General features: G+C 69.4%; 24 protein-coding genes and 1 pseudogene. 9 read left to right on the forward strand and 16 right to left on the reverse strand.

All coding sequences use genetic code 11. From position 1 onward, the window contains the following. Nucleotides 1-3 precede the first annotated feature (3 nt). Nucleotides 4-1,152, reverse strand: a complete 1,149-nt coding sequence (locus ABT324_RS15215; RefSeq protein WP_351176672.1) for an inositol-3-phosphate synthase — start codon at nt 1,150-1,152, stop codon at nt 4-6. A 718-nt stretch (nt 1,153-1,870) separates the two neighbouring features. Here ABT324_RS15215 and ABT324_RS15220 point away from each other — a divergent pair. Then, a complete protein-coding gene (locus tag ABT324_RS15220; RefSeq protein ID WP_351176675.1) occupies nt 1,871-3,196 on the forward strand; it encodes an MFS transporter in 1,326 nt (441 codons plus the stop codon). 451 nt (nt 3,197-3,647) lie between these two features. Here the strand turns inward: ABT324_RS15220 and ABT324_RS15225 are convergent, their stop codons facing one another. After that, nucleotides 3,648-4,943 (reverse strand): MBL fold metallo-hydrolase, encoded by a 1,296-nt coding sequence (locus tag ABT324_RS15225; RefSeq protein ID WP_351176678.1) that lies wholly within the window; start codon nt 4,941-4,943, stop codon nt 3,648-3,650. 99 nt (nt 4,944-5,042) lie between these two features. On the opposite strand from ABT324_RS15225, the gene ABT324_RS15230 reads away from it, so the two are divergent. Continuing rightward, on the forward strand, nt 5,043-5,759 hold the full coding sequence (locus ABT324_RS15230) for a TetR family transcriptional regulator (protein WP_351176681.1): 717 nt from the start codon (nt 5,043-5,045) through the stop codon (nt 5,757-5,759). An 87-nt stretch (nt 5,760-5,846) separates the two neighbouring features. Here ABT324_RS15230 and ABT324_RS15235 read toward each other — a convergent pair whose 3' ends face one another. Beyond that, nucleotides 5,847-6,596 carry an SDR family NAD(P)-dependent oxidoreductase gene (locus tag ABT324_RS15235; protein WP_351176684.1) on the reverse strand — a complete coding sequence of 250 codons (750 nt, stop codon included), beginning with the start codon at nt 6,594-6,596 and terminating at the stop codon, nt 5,847-5,849. Between the two features lie 245 nt (nt 6,597-6,841). Here ABT324_RS15235 and ABT324_RS15240 point away from each other — a divergent pair, with 245 nt between their 5' ends. Further along, entirely contained in the window at nt 6,842-8,284 is a 1,443-nt protein-coding gene (locus tag ABT324_RS15240) for an MFS transporter (RefSeq protein WP_351176687.1), read from the forward strand. A gap of 9 nt (nt 8,285-8,293) precedes the next feature. Here the strand turns inward: ABT324_RS15240 and ABT324_RS15245 are convergent, their stop codons facing one another. Then, nucleotides 8,294-9,070: an SDR family oxidoreductase gene (locus tag ABT324_RS15245; RefSeq protein WP_351176690.1), complete on the reverse strand. Its 777-nt coding sequence runs from the start codon at nt 9,068-9,070 to the stop codon at nt 8,294-8,296. 185 nt (nt 9,071-9,255) lie between these two features. Here ABT324_RS15245 and ABT324_RS15250 point away from each other — a divergent pair, with 185 nt between their 5' ends. Beyond that, nucleotides 9,256-10,443, forward strand: a complete 1,188-nt coding sequence (locus ABT324_RS15250; RefSeq protein ID WP_351176693.1) for an alpha/beta hydrolase family protein — start codon at nt 9,256-9,258, stop codon at nt 10,441-10,443. A 50-nt stretch (nt 10,444-10,493) separates the two neighbouring features. Here ABT324_RS15250 and ABT324_RS15255 read toward each other — a convergent pair whose 3' ends face one another. From ABT324_RS15255 to ABT324_RS15270, 4 genes are all read right to left on the reverse strand, one after another. Next, nucleotides 10,494-11,258, reverse strand: coding sequence for an SDR family NAD(P)-dependent oxidoreductase (locus ABT324_RS15255; protein WP_351176696.1), 765 nt, complete (start codon nt 11,256-11,258; stop codon nt 10,494-10,496). 65 nt (nt 11,259-11,323) lie between these two features. After that, nucleotides 11,324-12,478, reverse strand: coding sequence for an NAD(P)/FAD-dependent oxidoreductase (locus ABT324_RS15260; RefSeq protein WP_351176699.1), 1,155 nt, complete (start codon nt 12,476-12,478; stop codon nt 11,324-11,326). Further along, nucleotides 12,475-12,669 (reverse strand): ferredoxin, encoded by a 195-nt coding sequence (locus tag ABT324_RS15265; RefSeq protein WP_351176702.1) that lies wholly within the window; start codon nt 12,667-12,669, stop codon nt 12,475-12,477. Before ABT324_RS15265 ends, ABT324_RS15260 begins: the two co-directional genes overlap by 4 nt. 13 nt (nt 12,670-12,682) lie before the next feature. Continuing rightward, nucleotides 12,683-13,915 (reverse strand): cytochrome P450, encoded by a 1,233-nt coding sequence (locus ABT324_RS15270; protein ID WP_351176705.1) that lies wholly within the window; start codon nt 13,913-13,915, stop codon nt 12,683-12,685. Nucleotides 13,916-14,019: 104 nt separating this feature from the next. Here ABT324_RS15270 and ABT324_RS15275 point away from each other — a divergent pair, with 104 nt between their 5' ends. Continuing rightward, nucleotides 14,020-14,493 carry a MarR family winged helix-turn-helix transcriptional regulator gene (locus ABT324_RS15275; RefSeq protein ID WP_351176708.1) on the forward strand — a complete coding sequence of 158 codons (474 nt, stop codon included), beginning with the start codon at nt 14,020-14,022 and terminating at the stop codon, nt 14,491-14,493. 214 nt (nt 14,494-14,707) lie between these two features. Here ABT324_RS15275 and ABT324_RS15280 read toward each other — a convergent pair whose 3' ends face one another. From ABT324_RS15280 to ABT324_RS15295, 4 genes are all read right to left on the reverse strand, one after another. Then, a complete protein-coding gene (locus ABT324_RS15280; RefSeq protein ID WP_502949743.1) occupies nt 14,708-15,616 on the reverse strand; it encodes a formylglycine-generating enzyme family protein in 909 nt (302 codons plus the stop codon). Nucleotides 15,617-15,734: 118 nt separating this feature from the next. Beyond that, entirely contained in the window at nt 15,735-17,162 is a 1,428-nt protein-coding gene (locus ABT324_RS15285; protein ID WP_351176714.1) for a sulfatase family protein, read from the reverse strand. Between the two features lie 26 nt (nt 17,163-17,188). After that, nucleotides 17,189-18,277 (reverse strand): sulfatase-like hydrolase/transferase, encoded by a 1,089-nt coding sequence (locus ABT324_RS15290; RefSeq protein WP_351176717.1) that lies wholly within the window; start codon nt 18,275-18,277, stop codon nt 17,189-17,191. Then, nucleotides 18,216-18,737: a sulfatase-like hydrolase/transferase gene (locus tag ABT324_RS15295; protein ID WP_351176720.1), complete on the reverse strand. Its 522-nt coding sequence runs from the start codon at nt 18,735-18,737 to the stop codon at nt 18,216-18,218. Before ABT324_RS15295 ends, ABT324_RS15290 begins: the two co-directional genes overlap by 62 nt. 106 nt (nt 18,738-18,843) lie before the next feature. Between ABT324_RS15295 and ABT324_RS15300 the strand changes: the two genes are divergently transcribed. Further along, nucleotides 18,844-20,049 carry an ROK family transcriptional regulator gene (locus tag ABT324_RS15300; RefSeq protein WP_351176723.1) on the forward strand — a complete coding sequence of 402 codons (1,206 nt, stop codon included), beginning with the start codon at nt 18,844-18,846 and terminating at the stop codon, nt 20,047-20,049. A 7-nt stretch (nt 20,050-20,056) separates the two neighbouring features. On the opposite strand, the gene ABT324_RS15305 is transcribed toward ABT324_RS15300, so the two are convergent. Then, complete coding sequence (locus ABT324_RS15305; RefSeq protein ID WP_351176726.1) at nt 20,057-21,211, reverse strand: sugar porter family MFS transporter; 1,155 nt, start codon at nt 21,209-21,211, stop codon at nt 20,057-20,059. Beyond that, nucleotides 21,208-21,384, reverse strand: coding sequence for a hypothetical protein (locus ABT324_RS15310; protein WP_351176729.1), 177 nt, complete (start codon nt 21,382-21,384; stop codon nt 21,208-21,210). Before ABT324_RS15310 ends, ABT324_RS15305 begins: the two co-directional genes overlap by 4 nt. A gap of 276 nt (nt 21,385-21,660) precedes the next feature. Between ABT324_RS15310 and ABT324_RS15315 the strand changes: the two are divergent. The 3 genes and pseudogenes from ABT324_RS15315 to ABT324_RS15325 all read left to right on the forward strand — a co-directional run bounded on the left by ABT324_RS15315 (nt 21,661) and on the right by ABT324_RS15325 (nt 23,941). Continuing rightward, nucleotides 21,661-22,131 (forward strand): annotated as a pseudogene (locus tag ABT324_RS15315) (GntR family transcriptional regulator). 614 nt (nt 22,132-22,745) lie between these two features. Then, complete coding sequence (locus ABT324_RS15320) at nt 22,746-23,081, forward strand: hypothetical protein (protein WP_351176732.1); 336 nt, start codon at nt 22,746-22,748, stop codon at nt 23,079-23,081. Nucleotides 23,082-23,095: 14 nt separating this feature from the next. Further along, entirely contained in the window at nt 23,096-23,941 is an 846-nt protein-coding gene (locus ABT324_RS15325) for a hypothetical protein (protein WP_351176735.1), read from the forward strand. A 505-nt stretch (nt 23,942-24,446) separates the two neighbouring features. Here ABT324_RS15325 and ABT324_RS15330 read toward each other — a convergent pair. Together ABT324_RS15330 and ABT324_RS15335 are read right to left on the reverse strand one after the other, a co-directional pair. Then, nucleotides 24,447-24,788: a hypothetical protein gene (locus ABT324_RS15330; RefSeq protein WP_351176738.1), complete on the reverse strand. Its 342-nt coding sequence runs from the start codon at nt 24,786-24,788 to the stop codon at nt 24,447-24,449. 354 nt (nt 24,789-25,142) lie between these two features. Further along, entirely contained in the window at nt 25,143-25,544 is a 402-nt protein-coding gene (locus ABT324_RS15335; protein ID WP_351176741.1) for an SRPBCC domain-containing protein, read from the reverse strand. Nucleotides 25,545-25,878 lie beyond the last annotated feature (334 nt).

The raw sequence follows: 25,878 nt of genomic DNA on the forward strand, positions 1-25,878 counted from the left end.
TGCTCACAGGTCCCCCGCCCACTCGACCAGCAGCTGGAATTGTTCGGCCAACCGGTGCTCGTCGGAGCCGACGGGGTCCTTGAAGAAGAACGCCAGGGACGGCAGCGGACCGCGCTGGCCGGCTGCGCTCGCGGCGGCGGTGAACCGCGCGAGGTCGAGGACAAGTGGCGCGGCCAGCGCCGAGTCGTACCCGGTCCAGGTGAACTGCAGGCTCATGCGCGCGCCGAGGAACCCTTCGAAGGACATGTGGTCCCAGGCGATCTTCTGCTCGCCGAGGTGTGGCACGTTGTCGATGTGCAGCGGTGCGGTGACCTCGCCGCCGAGCAGCGCCACGAGACCTCGTTCCTTCGACGAGAGCTTGCTGCTCGCGCGCTCGGCGTCGGCCAGGGTCTGCCCGTCCCCGCCGCCGAGCAGGTTCGTCCCCGCCCACGAGCGCACCGTCAGTGCCCGTGTTGTGAACATGGGCGCAAGCGTGCTGCGCAGCAGCGTCTCGCCGGTCTTGCCGTCGGCCCCCGCGTAAGGCAGTCCCCGCCGCACTGCGAGCTCGTAAAGCGCCGGCACACGGGCCCCCAACGACGGTGTGAAGTCCACGAACGAACAGCCGGCCTGGAACGCCGCGTAGGCGGCGACAGAGCTGGGCGGGAGCACCGTGCGGCCGGGTTCCGCGATGGCTTCCTCAAGCGCTTCCAGCGTCTCGTGCCCGGGCAGCCGGGGGAAGGCTGCTTCGGTCGAGGCGACGTTGATGACCACGACCTCGTCCAGCCCACGTCGCTGCCTGAACGCGCGCAGGTCCTCGGCGAGCCGTCGTGCGGCACCGGCCTGCGAACCCGCATGGGTCGCCGGGTGGTAACCGGGCCGGAGTTCGGATTCCACGTCCGCCAGGCCGTCGCCCACGGCATCGAGTACGCGGTGCGGGATGACGCCGGCCTCGGCCAGGAGCTCAGCCCGTTTCCGCAGCGGTACCTCGGCGATGTCGTGCCCGCCGACGGCGATGGAGTCCCAGTCGGCCAGACCGGCGCACGCGAACTGCGGCAGCGCGCTGACGCACCCGGTCGGCTGCACCACCCGCGCCTGCATCGCCAGCAGCCCAGTCGTCGCCGTGGTGGCGACCGAACCTCGTCCTCCGATCAACCACAGGCCGATCGAGCCCATTCGCCTCACCTTCCCTGTCCGTGCGGGGACAGTCGTGCGGACACCGCCCCACGAATCGCCTAAGTGCAGTTGGTTGATCTGATCAGGAATCGACAGGTCGTCGTGGTGGTGGTTCCAAGCTCACGCGACGGGCTCCTCGTTTACCGCTCACCGGCCTGGGGCAGCGGGCTGGTCGCCAGGTGGGTCGAGCACCTCCTCCCTCCCGCGCATCGATGCTGGCCGAGTGGAAATATAGGACGCGTCGGGGTTCCCCACTTCTCACCGATTGCGCATTGCCGCACCTGAGCAGCAGCCGAGAACGCGTGCGCGCAACGATCTTCCCATTCCCGCCCGCAGCTGTACTATGACTGGAATCGCGCCACGGTCGGTGTAGTCCGCGGTAGTCGCGGATTCGCCTCGACAGCACCGGAACCGCTGTCGGCCGGGAAGATGCTGCCCGACGAGGACCGGCCAACCAGAACTGTTGCGGCCTGCCCGACACCACCGGATTCCTTCGTCCCCAGCGCTCGTGCAGCGCAACACGATTCGAGTTTGGACACCCATGATGCATGACAAGTCAGCAGCCGATGCGAACCGCCCGTTGTCGACAGCGGATCCGAACCACCGAAGACCGCAGGACCCACTCAACACATCACCTCGGGCAGGTGCCTGGGTGATGGCGCTCGGAACAGCCGCGACGCTCGGCGGGACCGCTCACGAGGTCGTCCACAGTGTACCCATGGCGGGACACCCCATCCACAGCATGCCGATGTCGGAGATGCCCGGCATGTACGTCGCCGGGATGGGCATCCTCCTCGTGGTGGTCGGCGCACTGCTCCGGGGGCGGACCGCGAGCAGCCGACCGGATGGGGCGGGCTCCGCCACTTCCCGGCGGCTGACCGCGCTGGTCGCCACCGCCGCGCTGACCATCGACATCAGCAAGACCGCGACGTTGGGTTTCGTCATCCCCGGCATGCGAACGGAGTACGGCTTGCCGGCCGCGACGGCGTCGATGCTTGCCGTGGCCGGGCTCAGCGGGACCGCCACCGGCGCCCTCGTGGCCGGTCGGCTCGTCGAACGCGTGGGCCGCCGCAACACCTACCTGATCGCCACCTTGGGCTTCACCGCGACGAGCCTGTGCGGAACCATGCCCACCTTCGCGGGCAACGTCGTCATGTGCTTCCTCATGGGCATCGCGGTGGGCGGGCTGGCTCCGCTGCTGATCGCCGTGCTCACCGACCTGTTCGCACCGGCGGTCCGGGGCCCGATCGTCGCGGGGCTCTCCGTCGTGGCGACTGCCGTCGGTTACCTCGTCGCCTCGGGCTCGGCCCTCTGGCTCGAGCCGACGTTCGGCTGGCGGGTGCTGTGGCTGATCGGTGCCCCCACCGGACTCCTGCTGGCCATGGTCACCCTGCTCCTCCCTGAACGCAGTGCCTCGGCAGTGGCCGCGAACGTAGACCGCACGCCGCCCCGTGCTCCCAGCTCCGCCTTCACGGTCCGCCTCCAATGGCTGTACGCGGGGATGGTCGGGTTGCTCACCTTCGGTCTGACCACGTGGGTGCCCACCCTGGCACGCGAGTCCGGGCTGTCGACAGCGACCTCGAACCGAATGCTCACCGTCGTCTCGCTGGTGATGGTGCCGTGCGCGCTGGTGCTCGCGCTCTGCTACCGCAAGCTGGGGCCGGTCCGGCTGGCGTCCACGATGGGCATCTCCACGGCGGTCATCCTGCTGTTGCTCACGGCTTCCGGCCTCACCTCGACGTACTCCTGGCTGGCGGCAGCGATGCTGGCGGCAGCGCTGTTCGCGGTGAACTCGATGGCGAGCATCTTCCTCCCCATCGCGTCCGACCTCGCGCAGGAACGGCACCGCAGCCGCACCACGGGAACCGTCTCCTTCTTCAACCGGCTGGGCGGGCTCACCGGCCCACTGGTCCTCTCCTACTTCGTGTCGACCGGGACGGACGTGCTGATCACGGTCGCCGTCATGGCGCTGCTGTGCGGCGCAGTCGCGTGGTACACGGGACGCCGCCAACAGCGGAGTGCCATTGGCACCCACCCGTCCTGACGTCCGTCCGGGGCGCTTCGGTGACCGCGTCCAACGCGGTGCAGCGCCCCAGCTGACCGCACCTGACGAGGGCGGGGTCAGGTGCGGAGCCGCGGGTTGCCGCAGCAGCGCCCGCCGCGAGCCCGTCGCTGAGCCCCCGTGCGCTCGCGCCTGCACGAGCACGTTGCCCAAGCGCGGTGGCCTCCACCGGTCCGGCCGCGGCAGGCGTCCGCGGCGAGCTGGCAGAACGCCCGCCTCGACGATCGGCGTGCACGCGCAGTGCGATTCGTCGCTCCACAACGGTCATCGAGCCTCCTGGAACCCGGCCCGGCCAGGTTGGACCACTGACGCAGCAGGTCATGCGGCATGGCCTCAGTGGCCAATGCAGGGCCAAGCCGAAGCGGATCGTCCGGACGGACCCGACGGCAACCACCTGCGAACGCGTCCACACCGGCAACCGCGCACGGGCGCCTCATTCCCGCGCGGCGGACCTCGCCGCTTCCACCCACTGGCCGCTCGCGCGGAGGCCGATCTGCGCCATGAGGGCGGGTTCCTCGTCGGCCCGGCGCTCCAGGATCCGCTGGTAGGCGTCTTGGGCGTGCTCGTCACCGCGGTCGGCGAGGAAGGCCCACTCGGCGAGGTGGCACGCCAGGCGCAGGTCGACATCGGCGAGTTCCCAAGCGCGGTCGACCAGTGCGCCCACGCCTCCGGCCAGACCGGCGATCTCCGCGCACTGCTGGGCGCGCGGCGCGGGCAGCAGGTTGGCGGGGTAGCCGTCCCACCACCCCGCGTAGCGGCGGATGACGTTGCGGCAGATGAACTGCGGCTTGTCGTACACCGCCACCAGGCGAGGGTGGTTCGCGAGCTCGTCGGGGACAGCCAGGCTCTCCACGATGTCGTCGGCCAGCACGCCGGAGTTGAGGCCGCGCAGGGCGTGGTCGACGATGTGCCGGAGGTACTTCGCGAGGGTGCGGAGCTCGTCCTCGATCGCCGCCGCACCGGTGACCAGGTCACCGTGCCCGGGGATGATCACCGACGGGCGCAGGTCGGCCATCTCCTCGGCCGCGTCCGCCCACTCCTCGGCGTAGCGCTGGACCTTCCTGGGGTTCCCGGCGTTCGGCAGGTACCCGGTGACGAGGTCGCCCGCGGCGACCACCCCCCGATCCGGTGCCCACACCCAGGTCGCGTCGTCGGTCTCGCCCTTGCCGTGCCGCAGGACGAACCGCTCGCCGCCGATGGTGAGTTCGAGCTCGTCGCGGAAGACCTGGGTGGGCCAGACGAAGTCCTCCGGGTCCTGCGCCCACCGCTTGCCGTCCGGCCCGGGGAGCTGCCCGTTGATCAGCGCCTGCAATCCCGAGGTCTTCATGTACCGCTCGAAGTGGGCGGCGACGTTCTCGTGGGCGACGACCTGCGGGGTCTCGCCCTGCTCCAGGAAGGCCCACAAGCCGAACGCGTGGTCGCTGTGGCCGTGCGTGAACACCACGGTGTGCAGGGGCTTGTCGCTGACCGACCGGACCGCCTCGACGAGGGCGGGGCCGTCACCCGCGCAGCCGGTGTCGACCAGCAGCAAGCCCTCGTCGGTCTCGAAGAGGCCGACGTTGACCATGCTGGGCTGGATGTACCAGGTCCGGGGCGCGGCCTCGACCACGATCGGCTCGTACCCGGAGGACTGGTCCCGGGAGAAGATCCGGAGCCCCTGATCGGGGTTGAACAGGCCGAAGGCCTTGCGAGCAGCGGCTTCCTGGTTCGCGGGAAAGCTGGTGACCACGGGGGTTCCCCTCTTCGGGACGAGTGTCCCGACCACGTTAAGACGGGTAGCTTAATGACGTCAAGGCGCGGTGCGGCCGCGTCCGACTACCCTGGGCGCGTGAGCACGCCGAAACCCAGGGCCACCCCTGGCCCCGCCGGTCCGGGAGCGCCGGGGAGCCGCGAGAAGTCCGCCCGCGAGCGCATGATCGACGTGGCGGAGGAGCTCATCGCCGAGTACGGCGTCGAAGCGGTGTCCCTGCGCACCGTCGGCGCCCAGGCGGGCCAGCGCAACAACTCCGCGGCGCAGTACCACTTCGGGTCCAAGGAAGGACTGATCCACGCCATCATCGCCGTCCGCTCACCGGGTGTCGACGCGCGGCGGCAGGAGCTCGTGTCCGAGTACCGGCGCTCGGGCGCCGACGACATCGAGTCGCTGGTTCGGCTGCTCGTCCTCCCCCTCGCCGAGACCATCGACCGCTCCGGGGAGCGAACCTGGTACCTGCGGTTCCTCGCCAACGTCATGGACCACCCGATGTGGCACGAGGTCGGGGAACCAGCCGAGGGCGAGCAACCGGCGCTGCGCTACATGGCGCGCGAGCTGCGCAAGCGGTTGCCCCACCTGTCCGGCCGCACGCTCCGGCGGCGCAGCCGGTGGATGGCGATCATCGCCTTCCGCGTGCTGGCCGACCACGAGCGCGAACTGGCGGCAGCAACCCGGCGAAACCGGGCGCCGTCCACGAACCAGGTCGTCGAGGAACTGGTCGACACCCTGGTCGCCCTGCTGCGGTCCGAAGAGCGAGGCACCCAGGGACGCCAGCAGGGCTCCGACGGCTGAGGACCACCGCGCGCCCCTGCTCAGCGGAGATCGGCAACCACTCGGGGACCCAGCGGCGAAGGCAGCGCCACGGCCCCCACCCGGCGATCAGAAACCGCCGCCCGCGGTCATCCCGCCATCCACCACGAACTCGGCTCCGGTGCAGTAGCTGGAGTCGTCGCTGGCCAGGAACAGCACCATGTTGCTGATCTCCTGCGGAGCGGCGAACCGGGGGATCGGCAGCCGTCCCACCACACCCCCGGTCTGGTCCGCCAGCTCGTCCTCGGCGCGGCCGGTCATGGTCGTGGCCACTCCCCCCGGGTGCACGGAGTTGACGCGGATCCCGCGCGGCCCGAACTCCAGCGCCGCGGACCTCGTCAGGCCGCGGACACCGAACTTGCTGGCGCTGTACCCGGCGAACCCGGCTCCGCCGACGAGGCCGTTGACCGACGAGATGTTCACGATCGACCCGCCGCGGTTCATCCGCGGGGCGACGTGCTTGACGCCCAGCCACTGCGACACCAGGTTCACCTCCAGGACCTGTCGGAAGTCCGCGACGTCCATCTCCGACCAGGTCTGGTACCGCAGGATGCCCGCGTTGTTGACCAGCACGTCCAGCCCGCCGAACTCGGCGGTGGTGTGCTCCACGACCGCGCCCCAGTCCTCGGCGGAGGTCACGTCGTGCCGGACGAACCGGCAGTCCTCGTCGAGCTCCGCGGCCAGCGCTCGACCGGTTTCGACCGAGACGTCCCCGATGACGACCCGGGCCCCCTCGGCGAGGAACGTGCGCACGTGACTGGCGCCCATCCCCCGCGCGCCCCCGGTGACCAGAGCGACCTTGCCCGTCAGCTTCCCCATCGACCGCACCTCCACCGCGCAGCGTGGTCGCGAAGGCGCAGGACGTGCCAGGCCGGTCCCGCTGAGCGGGCGCGACACCCAGTCTCGCTGTCCGGGACCTCGCCGCGAACCCCCGGTCCGGATCGCTAGCGTCCGCCGGAAGCTCGCCCCTTTCGGACCGGCGAGGTGCCCGGAGCGGCGCCCGAACCCGCCCTGCTGCCGCGTTCTCCGCTGATCCCAGTCACTCGACTCGACGAGGAGTTCCGATGACATCGTCACCCCGAACGCCGGAGCGAGCCGGAGCCGACGCCGGTGGTGGACCCGCCCGCCAGCAGCGGTCCACCGCGCAGAACTGCGCGATCACCGCACTCCTGGTCCTGTTGGTGGAGATCACCGGCCTGGCCTACACGATGGTGACGCCCGCGTTGTCCAGCATCGCCGCCGCGTTCGGCGCACCGGACATCTCGTGGGTCGTCACCGCGGTCACCCTGGTCGGCGCGATCTCGTTCGCGGTGTGCGGGAAGTTGGGGGACGTCTTCGGGAAGAAGCGGGTCGCGCTGGCCTGCACCGCGGTCTTCGCCGTCGGCACCGCGCTGTGCGCGATCGCGCCGGTGCTTCCGCTGCTGATCACCGGGCGGGCCCTGCAGGGGCTTGGCCTGGCCGTGCTGTCGCTGACCTACGGGCTGGTCCGCGACGTGCTGCCGACGCGGCTGGTCCCGATCGCGCTCGGCTTCATCGGCACCGGCATGGGCGCGAGCACCATCATCGGACCGTTCATCAGCGGGCTCCTGCTCGAGCAGTTCTCCTTCCGCGGCATCTTCTGGTTCCAGCTCGGCTACGCGCTGGTGGTGGGGCTGCTGGTGTGGCGCTTCGTCCCGGGAACCGGGGTGCGTCTCCGGGTCGGGGTCGACTGGGTCGGCGCGGCGCTGCTGGGGCTCGGCGCACTGGCCTTCCTCCGCGGTGTCGGCACGGCCGGGAGCGCGGGTTGGCTCGCGCTGGTCGAGATCATCGCTGGGGTGCTGCTGATCGCGGGGTGGATCGGCTACGAGCGGCGGGCAGCCGAACCGCTGGTCCGCATCGACCTGCTCGCGAGCCGCCGGGTCGGCCTGCCGCTGCTGGCCAACGCCTGCGTGCAGTTCGCGCTGGTCGGCAACTCGATGCTGGTGCCGATGCTCGTCATGTCCCCCGCTGCGGCGGGTTTCGGGTTCGGCGCCACAGCACTGGGCGTGGCCGGGTTCCTGGCCGCGTCGGGCGTCTCGGCGATGGTCGCCGGCCCGGTGAGCGGGTTGGTCTCGCGGCGCTGCGGGCCCCGCGTCGGGATGGCCTTCGGCGCCTCGGCGCTCACCGCCGGCGCGGTCCTGATGGCCCTGGTCCACGACGCACCGGAGGCGGTCCTGCTCGCGCAGCTGGTGTTCGGCGTCGGCATCGGGGCCGCGTCGGCGGCGCTGCCCAACATCATCGTGCAGGCGGTGCCCGCCGAGGTCCAGGGCGTCAGCGGCGGGATGCTGAACCTGGTCGGCAGCTGTGGCAGCTCCATCGGCTCGCAGGTGCTGGTGGTGCTGCTCCTGCTCCCCGGCACGACCCAGACCGGCGTCGGCTACGCCGAGACCGGTTTCGTGCTGGCGTTCCTCGCCATCGCGGGGTGCGGGGCCACCGCACTGGTCAGCGCCCTGGCAACCGGTCCGCTGCGGCACCGCCGCACGGCGTGAGACCCGACCCTAGAACACCTCCGGGCCCCGCAGGGTCGCTTCCGCACCACCATCGACGTAGAGCACCTGACCGGTCATGTGCGTGTTCTCCACACTGATCAGCCAGCGCAGCGCCGCAGCGATCACGGCTGGCTCTGCGTGCCCGTTCAACGGCATCGGCACCGCCCTGTCCATGACCTTCTTCATCGCGTCGTCGGCGAGCAGCGGCACGGTCATCGGGCTGAGGACCACACCCGGCGCCACGGCGTTGAGCGGGATCCCCGCCCCGGCCCAGTCCGCGCTCACCGCGGCGCGGCGAAGCCACTGCGCGAGGGCCGACTTCGACGACGGGTACAACCGGGAACCGGTGCCGTTGTCGACCGCTGCCCGAGCGCGATCCATCGCCGTCGCCTCGTCGTCGCGCAGGCAGGCCTCGATCACGGCCTGCTCCGCCGGCTGGGTGCCCGCGATCGAACCGACCACCGCGGCCCGCGGATTCGGGGCGGCGGCCAGCAGCGGCCGAAGCCCTTCGAGGAGGTGGACGACCCCGAAGTAGTTGACGCTCACCGCGATCGGGTCGAACGACGAAACGCCCGCACACGCGACCACCGCGTCCAGCTGCCCGCCGCTGCGCTCGCTCACCTCGGCCACCGCTCGCGCTCGACCGTCCGCTGTGGACAGGTCTGCGGTGACGTCCGCGGCGTCGCGGTCGATGCCGGTGGTGGTCTCACCCCGTTCCTGGAGCATCTCCACCAGTGCCTTGCCGATGCCCGATGCCGAGCCGGTCACGGCGATGTGGCGCGCCATGTTGTTGCCTCCTCTTTCCTTTCGCGGCGCCCCCACTGCCTGGGGGACGCGCGGGACATGACTACCAGCGCCCACCGCGCCGGGCGCTGCGACCGTGCCGGTGAGTGGGACCGGCGGACCACCAGCACCGCCCGACGCGGTTGCCTACCAGGACGTCGAAGCCCGACCGCCCGGGAGGCACGCTCGTGAACCGGTTGTCCCTGACCGCCCTGCTGGCCGCGCTGCTCGTGGTCGGCCCGGTTGCCTCCGGTTGCTCCACCAGCACCGGTGACGCCCCGGAACCCGCGGGCCGCGGAACCCTGGTCAGCTCGGCGCCGCTGGACCACCGGCGACTGCCCAGCGCGCAGGGTGAATGGCTGATCACCTACACCTCCGAGGACGCCCACGGCAGGCCGATCACGGTCTCCGGGACGGTCTCGATCCCCGCGTCGCCGCCCCCGCCCGGGGGGTGGCCGGTGATCAGCTGGGCGCACGGCACCACCGGCACCGCTGACGCCTGCGCCCCCTCCGCCGACCGGCCGGGCGGCCCGGTGCACTCCTACGTCAGCCTCACCGACCAGACCCTGGACCGCTGGGCAGCGGCCGGGTACGTCGTGGTGCAGACCGACTACGAGGGCCTCGGCACCCCCGGCGAGCACCCGTACCTCAACGGGCGCAGCGCCGCGAACTCGCTGGCCGACATCGTCCGCGCGGCCCGCCACGTCGCCCCCGGCGTCGGCGCGGACTGGTTCGCGGTCGGGCACAGCCAGGGCGGGCACGCCGCCCTGTTCGCCGCCGCGCAGGACCAGTCGACGCCGGGGCTGTCGCTGCGCGGAGCGGTGTCCATCGCACCGGGCGGTTACCAGACGAGCCAGACCCCGGCCTACTTCCAGCAGCGGGCCGACGACGAGCACAGCGTCCGCGCAGCGCTGCCGTTCCTGCCCACGATGCTCATCGGAGCGGCCGCCGCGGACCCCGGAATCGTGCCCGAGGACCTGCTCGACGACGAGGCCCGCCCGGTGCTGGACGCGGCGCGCCGGAGCTGCCTGGACGGCATCCGGGAAGCCGCCGCGGCCACGCACGCGGACCAGGTCTTCCGGGACGGCGCCGACCTCGCCCGGCTCACCGCGTACCTGCGGTCGCAGGAACCGGAGCACTTGGCGCTCCGCGTCCCGACACTGGTCCTGCAGGGCGCGGAGGACCAGCTCGTGTCCGAACCGGGCACCGACGTCCTGGTCGAGCGGCTGTGCGAACGCTCCCCCGCCATCGGTTACGAGGTCTTCCCCGGCGCGGACCACCGCCAGGTCATCGCCGCCTCCCACCCCGCAGCCCAGGAGTTCACCGCAGGCCTCCTCGCCCACTCCCAACCCCCGACCTCCTGCACCGGGTCGTGAACCGGGCCGGCCTCCGCGAGACCGCCGCTCCCCGCCGGGAGCGCCTGGCATCACCGGAGCATGATCGTCCCCCCGTCCGCCATCAGGGTCTGGCCGGTCATGTAACGGCTGTCGTCACTGGCCAGGAAGACCACCACCGGGGCGATGTCGGCCTCCGGGTCGCCCATCCGCTTCAGCGGGATCCCCTCCAGCACCTGCCGGTACTGGTCCGGGTGCGACCGCGACCAGGCCTCCACCCCGGCCGTGCGGGCGATCGGGGAAACCAGGTTCACCCGGATGCCGTCCGGAGCCCACTCGTGCGCGGCCACCCGGCTCAGCCCGCGGATCGCTTCCTTGGCCGCCGCGTAGGACGCCTGGTTGGGCTGTCCGTTCAGCCCGGCGCCGGAGGCGAAGTTGACGATGCTGCCGCCGCGTTCCCGCAACCACGGGTAGCAGGCCCGCATGAGGTGGTAGGTGGCGAAGAACCCGCTGTTGAAGGACAGCTCGAACATCTCCTGGGTATGGTCCAGGATGGACGCCTGCCGCGACGCGTGCGCATTGTTGACCAGCACGTCCACCCCACCGAAGTGGTCCGCGGCGGCCGCGGCGATCTCCTCCGCGACGCACGGATCGCTGACGTCGCGGGCGAGGGGGACCACCCCACCGCCCGCACTGGACGCGAGGTCGGCGAGATCCTCGGCCGTCCGGGTCGCCGCTGACTCGTCGATGTCGACGATCAGGAGGTTCGCGCCTTCGCGGACGAAGGCCGCGGCGATGCCGCGCCCGATGCCACCACCTCCCCCGGTGATGACCGCTGCCTTCCCACTGAGCTTCATTCCTCGACCGCCTCTCGATGTTGCAGAACCCTGTGCGAGCACGGCGCTCGTCGCCACGCTCGCTGTCACGCGACCAGTTCCCGCCGCAGCCGAGTCGCCTCCCGCGGGCTGTTCCAGGACAGCACGGCGACAACCCGGCCGTGTTCCCGGTAGACACCCGCGAACCTGTCGTCGGCGAGGGACCCGACCACGGGTTCGAACTCGGCCTCCGACGTGGGGTGGCCGTGCACCACGACCTTGTTCGGCCCCTGGTCGCTCCAGAAGAACGGGATCGGGGTGAAGTCCCGCCCAGCGCCGCAGATGTTGCTGGCGACCAGCCGACCCTGCTCACTGGCGTTCATCCGGTGCTCGACGCGCAGCCGGTCGCCGAGACCGGCGTGCCACCAGCTCGCGACGTCACCGACCCCGTAGACCCCCGGCGCGGCGGAGCACCCCGAATCGCACCGCAACCCGTCGGAGAGGTCGAGCTCGTTGCCCCGCAGCCATTCGACCCGCGGGACCGAGCCGACCGCGGTGATGACGCAGTCGGCGTGCAGCACCGTGCCGTCGTCGAGCAGGACCTCCTGCGCACCGTCCGAACCGGACCGGACGTCGGACACGCCCACCGAGCCGGTGAACGTCACCCCGGCCCCGGTGATCGCGCGGCTGACCACTTCGCCGACCGCGGGCCCGAGCACCGGCAGCGGCGCCGGGTCCACGCCCACCAGCTGGACGTCGCACCCCGCTGACTTGGCGGCCCAGGCCAGTTCGGTCCCCAGGACCCCGGCACCGATGACGACCACCCGCCGTCTCTGGCGCAGCTGGGCGGCCACCCGCTTGGCGTCGGCGATGGAGCGCAACGTCAGCGGTGCCGGGCCGGAGGTGGGCAGCGGTCGCGGTGCGACACCGGTGGCGACCACCAGGGTGCCGAACGGCAGCTCCGTGCCGTCGTGCAGGGCCACGGTGCGCCCGGCGAGATCCGCTGCCACGGCCGTGCTGTTCGGGCGGAAGGTGATGCCCAGCTCCGCGAGCTCGTCGTGCCCGGGCAGCAGGAGTCGTTGTTCGTCCCCGTCACCGGCGAGGAACTGCTTGGACAGCGCAGGCCTGTCGTAGGGTGGGTGGGACTCCTCCCCGACCATCGTGATCGAGCCGTCGAACCCGAGCGACCTCAGTTCCTGCGCGGTGGACAGGCCCGCCAGGCACGCACCGACGATGAGGACGTCGTCGCCCAACCAGCTCACCCCTCGATGCGGATGGCGGCAGCGGGGCACACCCGCGCGGCTTCCACGGTCTCGGCGCGGAGCTGCTCGTCCGGATGCTCGACGAGGGCGAACGCGACGCCGTCCTCGTCGCGCTGGTCGAACACGTCGGGCGCGGCGAGCACGCACTGGCCAGCACCGACGCACTTGTCCTCATCGATGAGAACCTTCATCTTCCGTGACCTCCTACCAGGTGACGTTGAGCGAGTTGAACCCGTGCACGCGGGTGTGGGACTTCAGGTCGAACTCCTCGACCGGATCGACCAGTCGCAGCGAGGGCACGCGGGTGAACAACGTCCGGTAGGTCAGGAGCAGTTCACGGCGCGCGAGCGCCTGCCCGAGGCATTGGTGGGTCCCGTAGCTGAAGGCGAGGTGGTGGCGCGCTGGCCGCCGGAGGTCGAGCACGTCGGCGTCCGCGAACGCCGCGGGGTCCCGGTTCGCCGACGGCAGCGAGATCAGCACTCCCTCACCGGCCCTGATCAGGGTGTTCCCGACCTGCGTGTCCGCCACGGCGACGAACTGCCGCGGGTGCTGGGCGATGGAGAGGTAGCGCAGCAGTTCTTCGACGGCGTTCTCCTGCAGCGCGCGGTCCCCGGCCAGGAAGACCTCCAGCTGGTCCGGGTGGCACAGCAGTGCCGCGACGCCGAGGCCGATCATGTTGCTGGTGGTCTCGAACCCGGCGATCAGCAGCGTCATCGCCGTGTCGATCAGCTCCCCCCGGTCCACGATCCCCGGCACGTGCAACTCCTGCACCAGCCGCGAGAACAGGTCCTGCTGGGGAGCACGCCGCTTGGCGTCGGCCAGCTCGCCCAGGTACTCACCCAGCTCGCCCAGCGCGGCCGCCACGTCGTCCACCCCGGACCTGCCTGCCAGCGCTTGCGCGGACTTGCGCTGGAAGAACTCGTGCTGTTCGTAGGGGACCCCGAGCAGCAGGCAGATGACCCGCGAGGGCACCGGCAGCGCGAGTTCGGAGACCAGGTCGGCCGGTCCGCCCACCCGCAGCAGGTCGTCGATCGTCTCGTCGATGATCCGCTGGATCTCCGGCTCCAGCGCGTTGATCCGCTTGACGGTGAAGTCCCGGGTCAGCCTGCGCCGCTTCTGGAGGTGTTCCGGGTCGTCGGTCCGGATGAGGGTGGGGCGCTCGGCGCGGAGCTGCTGGACGTCGGTGGCCGACATCAGCGGGAAGCCGGGCCGGTCCATCCGCGCGCTGAAGTTCGGGCTGGCCAGGACGGCTTTGGCGTCCTCGTACCGGGTGACCAACCAAGGCCGCTGCCCGCGCAGCACCGGCACGGTCGGCAGTGCCTGCTCAGCGCGCAGCCGTTCGAAGTCGTCCGGCGGGCTGAACGGGCAGCTCCGCTCGGCTGGATAGGCATCGAGGGTTCGGACTGGTTGCGACGAGGCCATCTGGCTCCCTCCCATCGGCGTCAATGTGCACCATACACATGATGTGCACGATACACATTCACCCCCGGATGTCGCCCTCGCGACAATGAGGCGGGACGCACAGCGCTGAGGAGGTCGCCGTGACGCAGGACAAGCGAACGCTCAACGACCTGGAACGCGAGCTCTCGCTGTTCGCCAGGCACTACTTGGCCAACCGGCAGGTGCGCGCCGGCCAACAGCTGGACAGGTCCGGCTACCTGCTGCTCACCCGGCTGGAGATCTCGGGGGCGATGTCGCTCAAGCAACTCGCCGAGACCTTCCGCCTGGACATCTCCACGATCAACCGCCAGGTCGGCGCGCTGCTCAAGCAAGGACTCGTCGAGCGCTTCCCCGACCCCGACGGCGGCCTCGCGCGGAAGTTCCGCCCCACCGAGGAGGGCCTGCGACTGCTGGCCGCCGACCGCGAACGCAGCCGGGAAGGGGTGGAGATGGTCGTCTCGGACTGGCCCCAGGACGAGCTTGCCACCTTCGTCACCCTGCTGACCCGCTTCAACTCCGACATCGAAGAACTGGAAGGCAACCCGTGGCCCCGCGAACACGGCACCCACACCTGAACCAGGACCTCCCCGACCCCACCACCTCCGGCAATCCCAGGACACGGGCAGCCCCGAGCTGAGTACGTGCCCCCTCGGTCGCCACCGATGAGTGCGCAGCCCGCGTGGTCGTCGTCCACTCAGCAGCCAACCCACCGGCGTCGCGAACCGGCCTGATCACCCACTCGCCGACGCTCCGCACTCCTGACTGCGACTCGTGTCCGCGGCTGTCCGCTCAGCCCTGGCGTTCGCCCGGGACGAAATCCGCCGCGACGCGGAACCCGAGGTTGCCGCTCGCGCTGTCGGGCGTGTTCGAGGTGCGCGCGGCCACCCGGTAGCGGTTGCAGTAGGAATCGTGGCAGAGGTAGGAACCGCCGCGCATCGACATGCCAGGCAACACCTGGTCGAACAGGTCAGCGCACCACTCCCACACGTTGCCCGAAGTGTTGTGGAGGCCGAAACCGTTGGGCTGGAAGGCATCCACCGGGGCCGTGCCGACGTAACCGTCCTCCCCGGTATTGCGGATGGGGAACTGCCCCTGCCAGATGTTGCAGCGGTGCTCCCCGCCCGGGACGAGCTCGTCGCCCCACGGGTACCGAGCCTGCTGCAGGCCGCCCCGGGCGGCGTACTCCCACTCGACCTCGGTGGGCAACCGCCGCCCCGCCCACGAGCAGTACGCGACCGCGTCGTTCCAGGAGACGTGGACGACCGGGTGGTCCCACCGCCCGTCGAGACCGCTGCCCGGGCCCTCCGGCTCGCGCCAGCAAGCCCCCGCCACCGCGCACCACCAGGGCGCCTCGGTCGGGCGCGGCGAACGCTTCCGCACATCCGCGGGCAGGAACTTGGCGAACACGTAGGTCCAGCCGAAGGCCTCGGCCTCGGTGCGGTAGCCGGTCTCCTCGACGAACCGGGCGAAGCGTTCGTTGGAGACGCAATGCGGATCGATCGCGAACGGCGCGACGGTCACCTCGCGCACCGGCCCTTCCCGGTCCGCGGTGAACCCCTCCCCATCTTCGGTTCCCATCAGGAAGGTGCCACCGGGCAGGGTGATCAACGCGTCCACATCGGACCCGGGCCGGAGCTGCACGAGCGGTTCTGGTTGCTCACTGGCAGCGGAGCGAGGTGGTGGACAGCACTGGGGCATGACTGCGTCCTCCTGCGTTTCGTTCGAGAACACGGCACGAAGACGAGCGTGCTCCCCGCGCAGGTGGCCGAAGCCGCGTCGAGAAGCGCCGTCGGGGCGGGCCGTTGCGGCCGCGCGCTCAGATCCCCGCGGGTTTCGGCTGGCTGGGGTGGGGCTCATCACCGAGCCTGGCCTGTTCGCGCCACATGGCGACCTCCAGCTCTTCGCGGACCTGGCGGTAGGCGGGGTCGTCGTGGACGTTGTGCAGCTCGTCCGGATCCACCTGCATGTCGTACAGCTCCCATTCCGGCGGGTAGGTGAACGGGCCGGTCCCGGGGAGCCCGAGTCCGTCGTTGTAGAAGTAGATCAGCTTGTAGCGCTCGGTGCGGTACCCGTAGTGCGCTGGTGCCCGGTGGAACTGGTCGTCGTGCTCCCAGTAGCGGTAGTAGATGCCCTCCACCGGTGCGGTGGGAGCACCGAGCAGGTCGGGCCAGAAGCTCCGGCCCTGCATGCGCGGGTGGTGGGCCACGCCGGCGGCGTCGAGGATCGTCTGCGCGAAGTCGACGTTGGTGACCATGCCGGTGAAGCCACCGCCCTCGGGCAACCGGCGCGGGTAGCTGACCAGGAACGGCATGCGAAGCGATTCCTCGTACATGAACCGCTTGTCGAACCACCCGTGCTCACCCAAAAAGAACCCCTGGTCAGAGGCGTACATCAGGAGGGTGTCGTCGAACTCCCCGCGCTCCCGCAACCAGTCGACGACGCGGCCCACGTTGTCGTCGACGCTCGCGACGCAGGCCAGGTAGTCCTCCATGAACCGCTGGTACTTCCACACGGCCAACTCGTCGTAGCTCAACCCTTCCGGGGGCCGGACCTTGAGGTCCTCCTCGTTCAGGTTCTCGGCCAGGCGCACCGCAGCCCGGCGCGCCGAAGCCGAGCGGGTGGCGTAGTCGTCGTGGAACGTTGCTGGCAGCGGGATCGGATCCGAGTACATGCCCTGGTGCTGGTGGTTCGGCTCCCACGGACGGTGCGGCGCCTTGTGGAAGATCAGCACGCACCAGGGCTCATCTCCTTCGAGCCCCTCCACCCACTCCAGGGCGAGGTCAGTGATGATGTCGGTGGCGTAGCCCTCGACGGTGCGCAAGCCGTCCTCGGACCGGAACCGCGGGTTCCAGTACTCGCCCTGCTCGATCACCACGTCCCAGTAGTCGAACCCCTGCGGGTCGTGGCCTTCGCCGTGGCCCATGTGCCACTTCCCGACCAAGGCGGTGCGGTAACCGGCCTGCCGCAGCTGGCTGACGAACGTCGGCTGGCTCGCATCGATGGGGGTGTCCAGGGTGGGCACCCCGTTGACGTGGCTGTAGGTGCCGGTCAGGATCGACGCGCGGCTCGGGGAGCACAGCGCGTTGGTGGCGAAGCAGTTGTCGAGCCGCCTGCCGCGCTGGCCGATCTCGTCGATCCGCGGTGTCTTGTTGACGACCGAACCGTACGCCCCGATCGAGTGCGCGGCGTGGTCGTCGGTCAGGATCATCACGATGTTCGGGCGAGGCTCCGAGCTGGTGGGCATGCTGGTCAGTTCCCTTCCGTTGTTCGTCAGCGGCCTGCGGCGCGGATGGTGACCCACGGGACGACGCCGACGGAGTCGGCCCATTCCTGCCAGCTCGCAGCCAGTTCACCGACCAGACCGGGCTCCTGCGCGGCGAGGTCCCACCGCTCGGAGCGGTCGTTGGCCATGTCGTAGAGCTCCCAGGAGCCACCTGCTTCCCGGACGATCTTCCAGCGACCGCGGCGGGCGGCGGCGTTGCCGACGTGTTCCCAGAACAGCATGCGCTCCGGCTCGTCGGGCTCCCCGCGGAGTTCGGCGAGCAGCGAGCTGCCCGGTCCGGCCGGGAACGGGATGCCAGCGGCCTCGAGCAGGGTCGGGAGCACGTCGGTGAGCTGGTGCGGAGCGTGCACGATGCGTCCGCTGTCGAGCCCTCCGCCCGGCCAGTGGGCGATGAGGGGGGTGGCGATCCCTCCTTCGTGGACCCACCTCTTGTAGAGGCGGAACGAGGTGTTCGACAGGTTCGCCCACGCCTTGCCGTAGCTGCAGAAGGTGTCCTCCCCGCCGGGCCAGGTACCGGCATCGTTGCCGAGCTTGATCGGACGACCGTCCGGCGTGCGCGAGGGCTGCCGGTCGCGGAACTTGGGCGCGTCCGGCGGCGGCAGCTCCTCCGCGCACCCCCCGTTGTCGGACAGGAACACCACGAGGGTGTCGTCCGCGGCGCCGCTGTGCTCCAAAGTGGACATCACTCGGCCGATCGCGCGGTCCATCGCGGTGACCTGAGCGGCGTAAACCGCCATCCGGCGGTCTTCCCACGACTGCGCCCCGGTTTCGGACCACGGCACCAGCTCGGGGTCCCGCTCACTCAGTGGAGCTTCGTCGCCCACCAACCCCTCTTCCACGAGTCGTGCGTGCCGAGCGGCGCGCAGCTCGTCCCAACCCGCCGTGAACCGCTCGGCGTAGCGGCGCACGTCGCCCTCGGGGGCGTGCAGCGGCCAGTGCGGCGCGGTGAACGCGAGGTAGAGGAAGAAGGGCCGGTCCGCGTCGGCTTGACGGGCGACGAAGTCCGCCGCGTGCTCACCGATGGCGTCGGTCAGGTAGTAGTCGCCGGCAGGCGGCGGCTGCCGCTCTTCTCCCATGTACAGGTTGCGCGGGTGGAAGTAGTCGTCCGCCCCGGGGGAGGATCCCGTAGAACTCGTCGAATCCGCGCCGGGTCGGCCAGGTCGGGTTGGGCGTGCTCACATCGCAGGACAGGTGCCACTTCCCGGACAGGCACGTCGCGTAGCCCGCGTCCCGGAAGATCTCGGCGGCGGTCGGCACCGCCACGTCGAGCGAACCCGGGTAACCCCAGGGCCGCTGGTCATCGGTGAGGATGCCGATCCCGGTCTCGTGGGGATGCCGACCCGTCAGCAGCGAGGCCCTCGACGGCGAACAGCGGGCGGTGTTGTAGAACGACGACATCCGCACCCCGGAGCGGCCGAGCCGGTCGAGGTGCGGGGTGTCGATCTCACCGCCGTAGCAGCCCAGGTCCGAGAACCCGAGATCGTCGGCGAGGACGAGCACCACGTTGGTCCGCCGCCCCACTGGCCCGCTACCCATGAGACCACCCTTCCCCAGCGAAGATTTATTTTCTTTCATAGAAAAATTAACAACGCGAGGCGGTAGGATCAAGCTGCCTGGTCCACCTGGCTCCGCGAGGAAGACGATGCCCCGTTCCACTCCCGTCCCGCTGCCGACCCGAGGACGCCACGACGGCTTGATCCTCACCCTGCTCCGCTCCGGCGAGCCGCTCTCCCGCAGCGCGATCTCCGAGACCACCGGCCTGTCCCCCACCACGGTGACCAAGGCGGTCGCACCGCTGATCAGCAAGGGGTACATCGAGGAGTCGAGCGCCGAAACCGAGTCCCGCATCGGCCGTCCCGCGATCGGACTGCGCCTGGTCCCGGAGGCCGTCGAGGTCTGCGGTGTCCAGATCGACGTCGGCACCGCCCGGGCTGGACTCGTCGACGCCGTCGGGCGCACCCACGACGTGCGGACGTGGACGTTCGACCCATCGGCACCGGCGGAGACCGTCATGAAGCAGCTCGCGGAGCGGGTGCGGGAGGAACTGCTGCCGCTGGCCGCGTCGGAACTGATCGGCATCGGCATCGGGGCAGCTGGCGCGGTCGACACGACCAACCGGGTCAACCTCATGTCGGTCAACCTCGGCTGGAGCGACGTTTCGATGGCGACCACCAGCGAGGAGATCTGCGGCCTGCCCACCGTCGTCGAGCACAACGTGCGTGCCATGGCGCTGGCCGAGAACAGGTTCGGCCACGGCGCCCGGAGCATCGCCTTCGTCCACGTCAAAACCGGTGTCGGGCTCGGCCTCGTGCTCCACGACGAACCCTTCCTGTGCGGCGAGCACGGCGTCAGCGAACTCGGCCACATCCAGGTCGTGCCCGACGGGGAGCTGTGCGCGTGCGGAGCACGCGGTTGCCTCGAAACGATCGTGGCGGAGCCCGCGCTCCGGCGGAAGCTGTCCCAGCTCGGTGTGGACGATGCCGACGAACTCCTCAAGGCCTTGGAGAACGCCGCGACCACCGAGAAGGACGCCGCCGACCTCCGCGACTCCGTGCTGCGGCACCTCTCCACCGGCCTCGCCGCCGTGGCGAACCTGCTCAACCCGACGATGATCGTCCTCGGAGGCCTGCTCGCGGAGGCGCCCGAGCCCTTCCTGCACGACTTGACGGAGCGCACCCGTGAGCGGGCCTTCCCCCTGCTGCGGGACTCGTTGCTCCTCAACCGGACATCGTTCGCGTCCCCCGGGATCGTCGGAGCAGCCGCGAGCGCACTGGAAACCTTCTTCTACGGCCCGCCACCTTCGGAGCCCGCCGCGGGACGCGGTCGAACCGCGCCCCGCCTGGGGTGAGCGCCAACTACCGCTTGCCGGCTGGGAGCATCTCGGCCTCGATCTCCTCCAAGGTCCTGCCCTTGGTCTCCGGTACCAGCAGGCCGACGAACAGGCACGCGATCAAGCCCATGACGCCGAAGAGGCTGAAAGCCAGCCCGCTCCCGGCCGCAAGCAGGATCGGGAACGTCAACGACAGCGCGAAGGTCGATGCGAAGTTGAAGACCTCCGCGAGGCCGAGGGCCGAACCCCGGACCCGCAGCGGGAGGATCTCGGCGATCACGATCCGCGAGGAAGTCCCCCAGGACAGCGAGAACATCGCCTTGAAGACGACCAGGCACGCGATCGCGACGAGTCCGCTGGCACCGACGGTCAGACCGGCGGTCCAGGACAGCACCGCCATGGTCGCCATGCTCAGCCCCATCACGAGCGCCCCGACCATCAACAACGGTCGGCGACCCCAGCCGTCGAGGAGCCTGGACGCCAGCACCGTGAAGACGATCGAGACGATGCCGAAGCCGATCGTGTTGAGCAGGGACGCCTGCTCGCTGAATCCGATCGACTTCAGGATGGTGGGGGCGTAGAAGGTGATCGTGTTGATGCCGAGCAGCTGGGTGAGCACCGCCAACCCCACAGCGACGAGGACGATGCGGCGGACACCCGGCCGGAACACCTCCCGCCACGACGGCTTCGCCCGGTGGAAGGCCTCACGCATCTCGCGCATGGCTTGCTCGACCTCGTGCGCGGGCACCTGCCGCGCGAGCTCCGCCCGCGCCTCTTCGTCCCGCCCCCGGGTGAGCAGCCAGCGCGGGCTCTCCGGCAGCAACCAGATCCCCGCGATCAGGACGAGTGCGGGCACCAACGCGAAGGCGACCATCCACCGCCACGCCTCGAACGGGGACAGCGCGTACCCGACCACGTAGGACAGCAGGATCCCGGAGGCGATCATCAGCTGGGTGAGCGCCCCGATCCGCCCGCGAATCCGCGCGGGCGAGATCTCGGCGAGGTAGATCGGGACGGACACGGACACGATACCGATGCCGACCCCGATCACGATCCGGCTCACCACGAGCAGCGTTGCAGAACCGGCCGTGGCCCAGGCAAGCGTGCCGCCCATGAAGACCAGGCCGGCGATGAAGACGAGTCGCTTGCGCCCCAGCGGATTGGCCAGCGCGCCGCTCACGACGGCCCCACCCCTGCGCCGATCGCCAGCGACGACGAGACGACCCCCTGCGCGGCGGGGTCGAGGTGGAACTCCTCGGTCATGAACAGCAGCGCACCCGCGATGACGCCGTTGTCGTAACCCCACAGGACCGCCCCGAGAGCACCGAGGAAGTAGACCAGGCCGGGTGGCACTTCACGACGCTGTCCAACGGGCGCCTGCTGTGGCGCGACCTGCTTCATACTCGGGACCCACCTTCGTTGGAGGACCGCCACCTGCGGCGCTACCTGCATGAACTTTTTAAATCCAGGAACGAAATTAACACCGGGCGGACGGCAGCACAACCATCCGGGTGAACGGCTCGGCGCGACCCTGCTGCCCAGGCCCTGCGGGTCCGCGAAGCGCTGCGCATCCTGGAGGCCGACGGCATGATCGTCTACTCCACGCACAAGGGCGCCACGGTCCGGGAGATGACCCCGGAGACCGCCGCCGACCTCTACCGGCTGCGCGCCGCCGTCGAGTCCGCCGCAGCCGAGATGGCGGTCGAGCGGATGACCCCCGAGAAGCTGCGGGAGGTCGAGAGCCGGCACGCCGAGATCGACCGGGCGCTGCGCGAGGACGCCTCCTCCGCCGAGCTGTCCCGCCTGAACAAGCAGTTCCACTTCACCATCTACGAGCAGGCGTCACCACTGGTCCTGCAGTACGTCGAGACGCTGTGGGTGCGCTTCACCCCGCCCGCGACCATCTGAGGCAGCGAGGACGCCGCCACGGAACTGCAACGCGACCACGACGCGATCCTGGAAGCGTTGCGGGAAGGCGACGCGGAGGAGGCCGCCAGGCTGACCGCCGAACACGTCCGGCACGCCGCAGCCATCCGCGAGGCCAACCCCGACCTGCGCGCCGCAGGCGGCCAGGACCGCGCCGACCTCACCGGCCTCTGACGGCTACCCACACGATCTGGTCGGGCGCGGAGCGCTGTCGTCACCGGTGCCCGATCTCGGCCGAGACGGCCTCGGCGTGATCCCGCACGAGGGTCGCGCACCGATCGCTGAGTTCCCCGGCGGACATGCGCCGCGTTGACCGCAATGTTGAGCACAGCGATGCCCCTGCTCCGGTCCCGGATGGGGGCAGCCACCGAGCGGCCCCCCTCCTCGCGTTCACCGTCGATCAGCGCGAGCCGTCCTCGCGCACCCCCACCAGAGCTCCGCGCAGCTCGCGCGGGTCTGTGATCGCGATCTCGTCCAAGGCACGGCCCCACGGATCTCACGCTAGCGCATCCCATCTACCCATTAGTCCAATACGGTGATGTTTTCGACAAGCGGCCCGCGTGCCTGAACCATCTACGAAACTGGCGAGCACACCGCGCGAGCTTGTCGGCGCTGGGGTATCTGCGGCGCCAGCCTGCTCCTGCACGCAACGGACCTGAACGCCGCCGGGGGGTGTCTGGACAGTACGAGGTGTTTTGGGACCGAAGTGGTCTCCACACAATCGTATATACATGCAAAACGCGCTACCAAAACCTGGCACAGCATCGCCGGAAGGTGGATGAAGAACCATGGAAGAGAAAGAAGATTACAGTCATGACACCGGCGCGATGAGACGTGTCGCGGCAGTGGAATTGCCTGCGATCGCCGAGGACGTGAAAATCGCTCGCGAGAACATGGTGCTCGCACAGAGCATGGGCACCGCCATCTTGGCTCATGCGTTCTCCACGGCAAGCGGCATGTGGAGCGAAGCGGCAAGCGCAATAGTCGACAAGATGGAAGCCGCCGAGGAAAGAATCAATGACTCCGCCGACGCTCTTCGCGCCTCCGCCGACGACTACGACGAGGCCGATGCGCAGGCCGCGGCGGAGTTCACCAAGATTTTGCGATCTTTCGACCCGCAGTAGCGACAGGATGGACCATGCCGAAGAAGGACGACGAATTCGCACACGACATTGAGGACTTCAATGCGAGACTTTCAGAGTCCGTGCACTACTATGCCCAAATCGACAACTTCGTGTGGGAGACGAGGAAGAGCGGCATAGAGACCGCCGCGGACTACTTGCAGAAGATCCGAGACGTCGGAACCACAGTAGAAGGGTTCGGGCAAATATCGGGAGGGACAGAAGTAGCGACGCACTTCATCGAAGATCAGGCGCGAAACGCGCTCCAAAAGCATGACATTCATCTGCACAATCGCCCCACTCAGGAAATCAAGGGCATCCTCCAGTACTGGAACGGCCCCTGGGGAAGCGCCGCCTCGAACTTCCACAACTCGTACTTGAACAGCTTGGACCACGCCCTGTACGACGAGTACCTCATCCTCTCGTACATGTCAGCCGCCATAAAATCGTGCGAGGCCATCATCGACCAGGCGCGACAAAAATATTTGGACATCCTCGGATCTGCCATGAGCAAGTTGACCGGCGGCGGACCTGATCAACGATCCTCCGCAGCCGACCGCGCGGATACGATGATCAATTCAATCGCAACTGGTGTGACCATCGGATCAGCCGGAGGCGCCGAAGGGGCGGCCTGGGGGGCCCTGGCAGGAGCACTATATGGATGCGGCAAGCTGATTGCAGAGGGAATGTCAGACCCGGAGGGTGAAAACTGGGTGACCATTCTGGACGGAACGCTCGCCAATCGCAACACGATCGAGCCCGCCGTGCGCCACGAGATGCAATCGATAGAAAAATTTCTGCAAGATGTCGCCCTCCATGCGCACTATTCCATTGCACTCCCATCGCCGACATCCAACGTGTGAGTAGCACCGGCGTCGGCGAAGCGCGAACCCTGATCGGTTCGATGCGTCGTCCTCGTGGCCAGGTGGTGAGCTCGTCGGCCAGGCGCCGCAACGAGGCAGCTGGTTCGAAGTGGTGCGGTGCCACCGGGCCCAGCGACCCGCAGTCCACGGTGGCGACGTAGGGGGTGTCCAGAGTCGGCGCGTCGAGCGGAAGCGCCGGGTGGCCGCCGAGCCGGGCCACGACCGGTCCGTCCCCATTTCGCGTCAGGAACGCGCACGGGAGCACGGCCGGGCTCCACTGGTCCACCTCGTCCGGCGGCCCCCTGCTCGACCGCCTTGGCGCGGAAGGGATTCGCCTTGCTGAAGATCTCCGAATCTATGGGAAACCATGGAGCCGAAGTCGGACACCGCCGGGCGTCGCGTTCCTCTCGACCGGAAGGGCTCAGCCGCGGCCGAGCCCCGCCCGCACACGGGTGGGAGCCCCGATCGCAGCGATCGGAGCTCCCGGGGTCGCAGGTGCTCGGAGCTATCCGCGATCCTGCGTATCGCCACCCGTGACCAGGTCGCCCGGGGCGCACCAAGCAATGGAAGTTCGTCCGGAGCCCACCAGTCGGTCCGGCCCGTATGCGGTGTAGGTGCCGCGCCTGCTCTCGCAGAATGCCACCGCGCGAAAAACTTCTCCCGGATATTCGGGGCGGAAGCAGTCGGAACCGGAGCCTTCTTGATCTCCGCGCGCGACGAAGCCCGACGTGCAGGAACCGGCTCGCGCCTCCACCTGCGCCGATCCTTCGGCCGCACTGGTCCCGGCGAGCGCCACCGAGATCATCCCCGTGATCATCGCGGCGGAAATCGTGCGTCGTAGCGTCATTCTGAGCTCCTTCTGAGCAAGCGGTCGGGGGACGAACAGAAGAGTAGGCGCCAAACTCCGCCTACTGCCTGCCAAGGCGTCTCGGTTTCACTAAAACCGAGGGTGGCATCCACCTTTAGAGGGCATGTGTTACATGGAAAGGAAGCACAATAGGTGGATTTTGTTCTCTGCCCGGTGTGATGCCACGGCGCTGAATGTCGCAGTTCGCTCTGGGTCCGCCCTGCGTGCACAGCGCTCGCAGCACGCGGCCGACCCGGGTCCCGACCTCGTCGGCGGAGCTGAACCTCACGAGGCCGCGCACGACGATCGTCGTGGACCTCTGCGTGCTCGGTCCCGCATTCCACGTCGAACGCCTCAGGAACCTGCGCTGGTGTAGGCGACGGATCGATCGGAATCCTTCGCCACGATCACCGGCACGGTTCCGCCGGAGGGGCTCGGCTCCAGCCGGAGCTCGACCTCATCAGCGGGCCGGTCTCCGCAGGGCCAGCTGATCCGGTACATCCGGGGCGGCCTGCAGGCCAGGACCTCTCCGGTGAAGTAGTCGCCGAGCGAGAACGTCCCGCCCTCTCGAAGATCACCGCTGACATCGTCGAACCAGCGATTGATGCGGTTCGGTTCGGTGCACGCCGCCCAGACGTCTTCGATCGGGGAATCGTAGTGTCGGCGCATCACGATGCTGCGCGCAGCACCTGCGGCGATCAGCTTGCTACCGGTCTCGCGCTCGACTGGCTCAAGTGCGACGGAGTTCTCGGTCATACCGCGTGCCCTCCCTCTCCGGCCTGCTGATCAGGCGCGACATTCCATAAGCGCCACCTGATATTCGTACGCCAGATTCGGGCAACCACAGTGCGTTACCGAATCCCGTCGACGGCCAGCTCTTCCTCGGCCATCCCGACGTTCGCGCGCAGGAAGTTTCCTCCGCCGGGCAGCTCGACGGCCAGCCGAAGCAGTGGAGTCCACCGTTATCGCCCTCTCCGGACTCCCGACCAACCCAGCTACAGCAAGAGCCTGTCCCGAGGCAGCTCGTGCGAGGCGCAAGGGCCGCATAAGGACGGCTTTAGGGCCGCCACCGAGCATCACGTCAGCACGA

Source organism: Saccharopolyspora sp. NPDC000359, assembly GCF_040300525.1.
Taxonomy (GTDB): Bacteria; Actinomycetota; Actinomycetes; order Mycobacteriales; family Pseudonocardiaceae; genus Saccharopolyspora.

Bases quoted from the DNA above. Each gene is read 5' to 3' on its own strand.
- ABT324_RS15215 (WP_351176672.1), bottom strand. From the start codon at position 1,152: ATGGGCTCGATCGGCCTGTGGTTGATCGGAGGACGAGGTTCGGTCGCC.
- ABT324_RS15220 (WP_351176675.1), top strand. From the start codon at position 1,871: ATGGCGGGACACCCCATCCACAGCATGCCGATGTCGGAGATGCCCGGC.
- ABT324_RS15235 (WP_351176684.1), bottom strand. From the start codon at position 6,596: ATGGGGAAGCTGACGGGCAAGGTCGCTCTGGTCACCGGGGGCGCGCGG.
- ABT324_RS15240 (WP_351176687.1), top strand. From the start codon at position 6,842: ATGACATCGTCACCCCGAACGCCGGAGCGAGCCGGAGCCGACGCCGGT.
- ABT324_RS15245 (WP_351176690.1), bottom strand. From the start codon at position 9,070: ATGGCGCGCCACATCGCCGTGACCGGCTCGGCATCGGGCATCGGCAAG.
- ABT324_RS15255 (WP_351176696.1), bottom strand. From the start codon at position 11,258: ATGAAGCTCAGTGGGAAGGCAGCGGTCATCACCGGGGGAGGTGGTGGC.
- ABT324_RS15265 (WP_351176702.1), bottom strand. From the start codon at position 12,669: ATGAAGGTTCTCATCGATGAGGACAAGTGCGTCGGTGCTGGCCAGTGC.
- ABT324_RS15270 (WP_351176705.1), bottom strand. From the start codon at position 13,915: ATGGGAGGGAGCCAGATGGCCTCGTCGCAACCAGTCCGAACCCTCGAT.
- ABT324_RS15280 (WP_502949743.1), bottom strand. From the start codon at position 15,616: ATGCCCCAGTGCTGTCCACCACCTCGCTCCGCTGCCAGTGAGCAACCA.
- ABT324_RS15285 (WP_351176714.1), bottom strand. From the start codon at position 17,162: ATGCCCACCAGCTCGGAGCCTCGCCCGAACATCGTGATGATCCTGACC.
- ABT324_RS15290 (WP_351176717.1), bottom strand. From the start codon at position 18,277: ATGGGAGAAGAGCGGCAGCCGCCGCCTGCCGGCGACTACTACCTGACC.
- ABT324_RS15295 (WP_351176720.1), bottom strand. From the start codon at position 18,737: ATGGGTAGCGGGCCAGTGGGGCGGCGGACCAACGTGGTGCTCGTCCTC.
- ABT324_RS15300 (WP_351176723.1), top strand. From the start codon at position 18,844: ATGCCCCGTTCCACTCCCGTCCCGCTGCCGACCCGAGGACGCCACGAC.
- ABT324_RS15320 (WP_351176732.1), top strand. From the start codon at position 22,746: ATGGAAGAGAAAGAAGATTACAGTCATGACACCGGCGCGATGAGACGT.
- ABT324_RS15325 (WP_351176735.1), top strand. From the start codon at position 23,096: ATGCCGAAGAAGGACGACGAATTCGCACACGACATTGAGGACTTCAAT.
- ABT324_RS15330 (WP_351176738.1), bottom strand. From the start codon at position 24,788: ATGACGCTACGACGCACGATTTCCGCCGCGATGATCACGGGGATGATC.
- ABT324_RS15335 (WP_351176741.1), bottom strand. From the start codon at position 25,544: ATGACCGAGAACTCCGTCGCACTTGAGCCAGTCGAGCGCGAGACCGGT.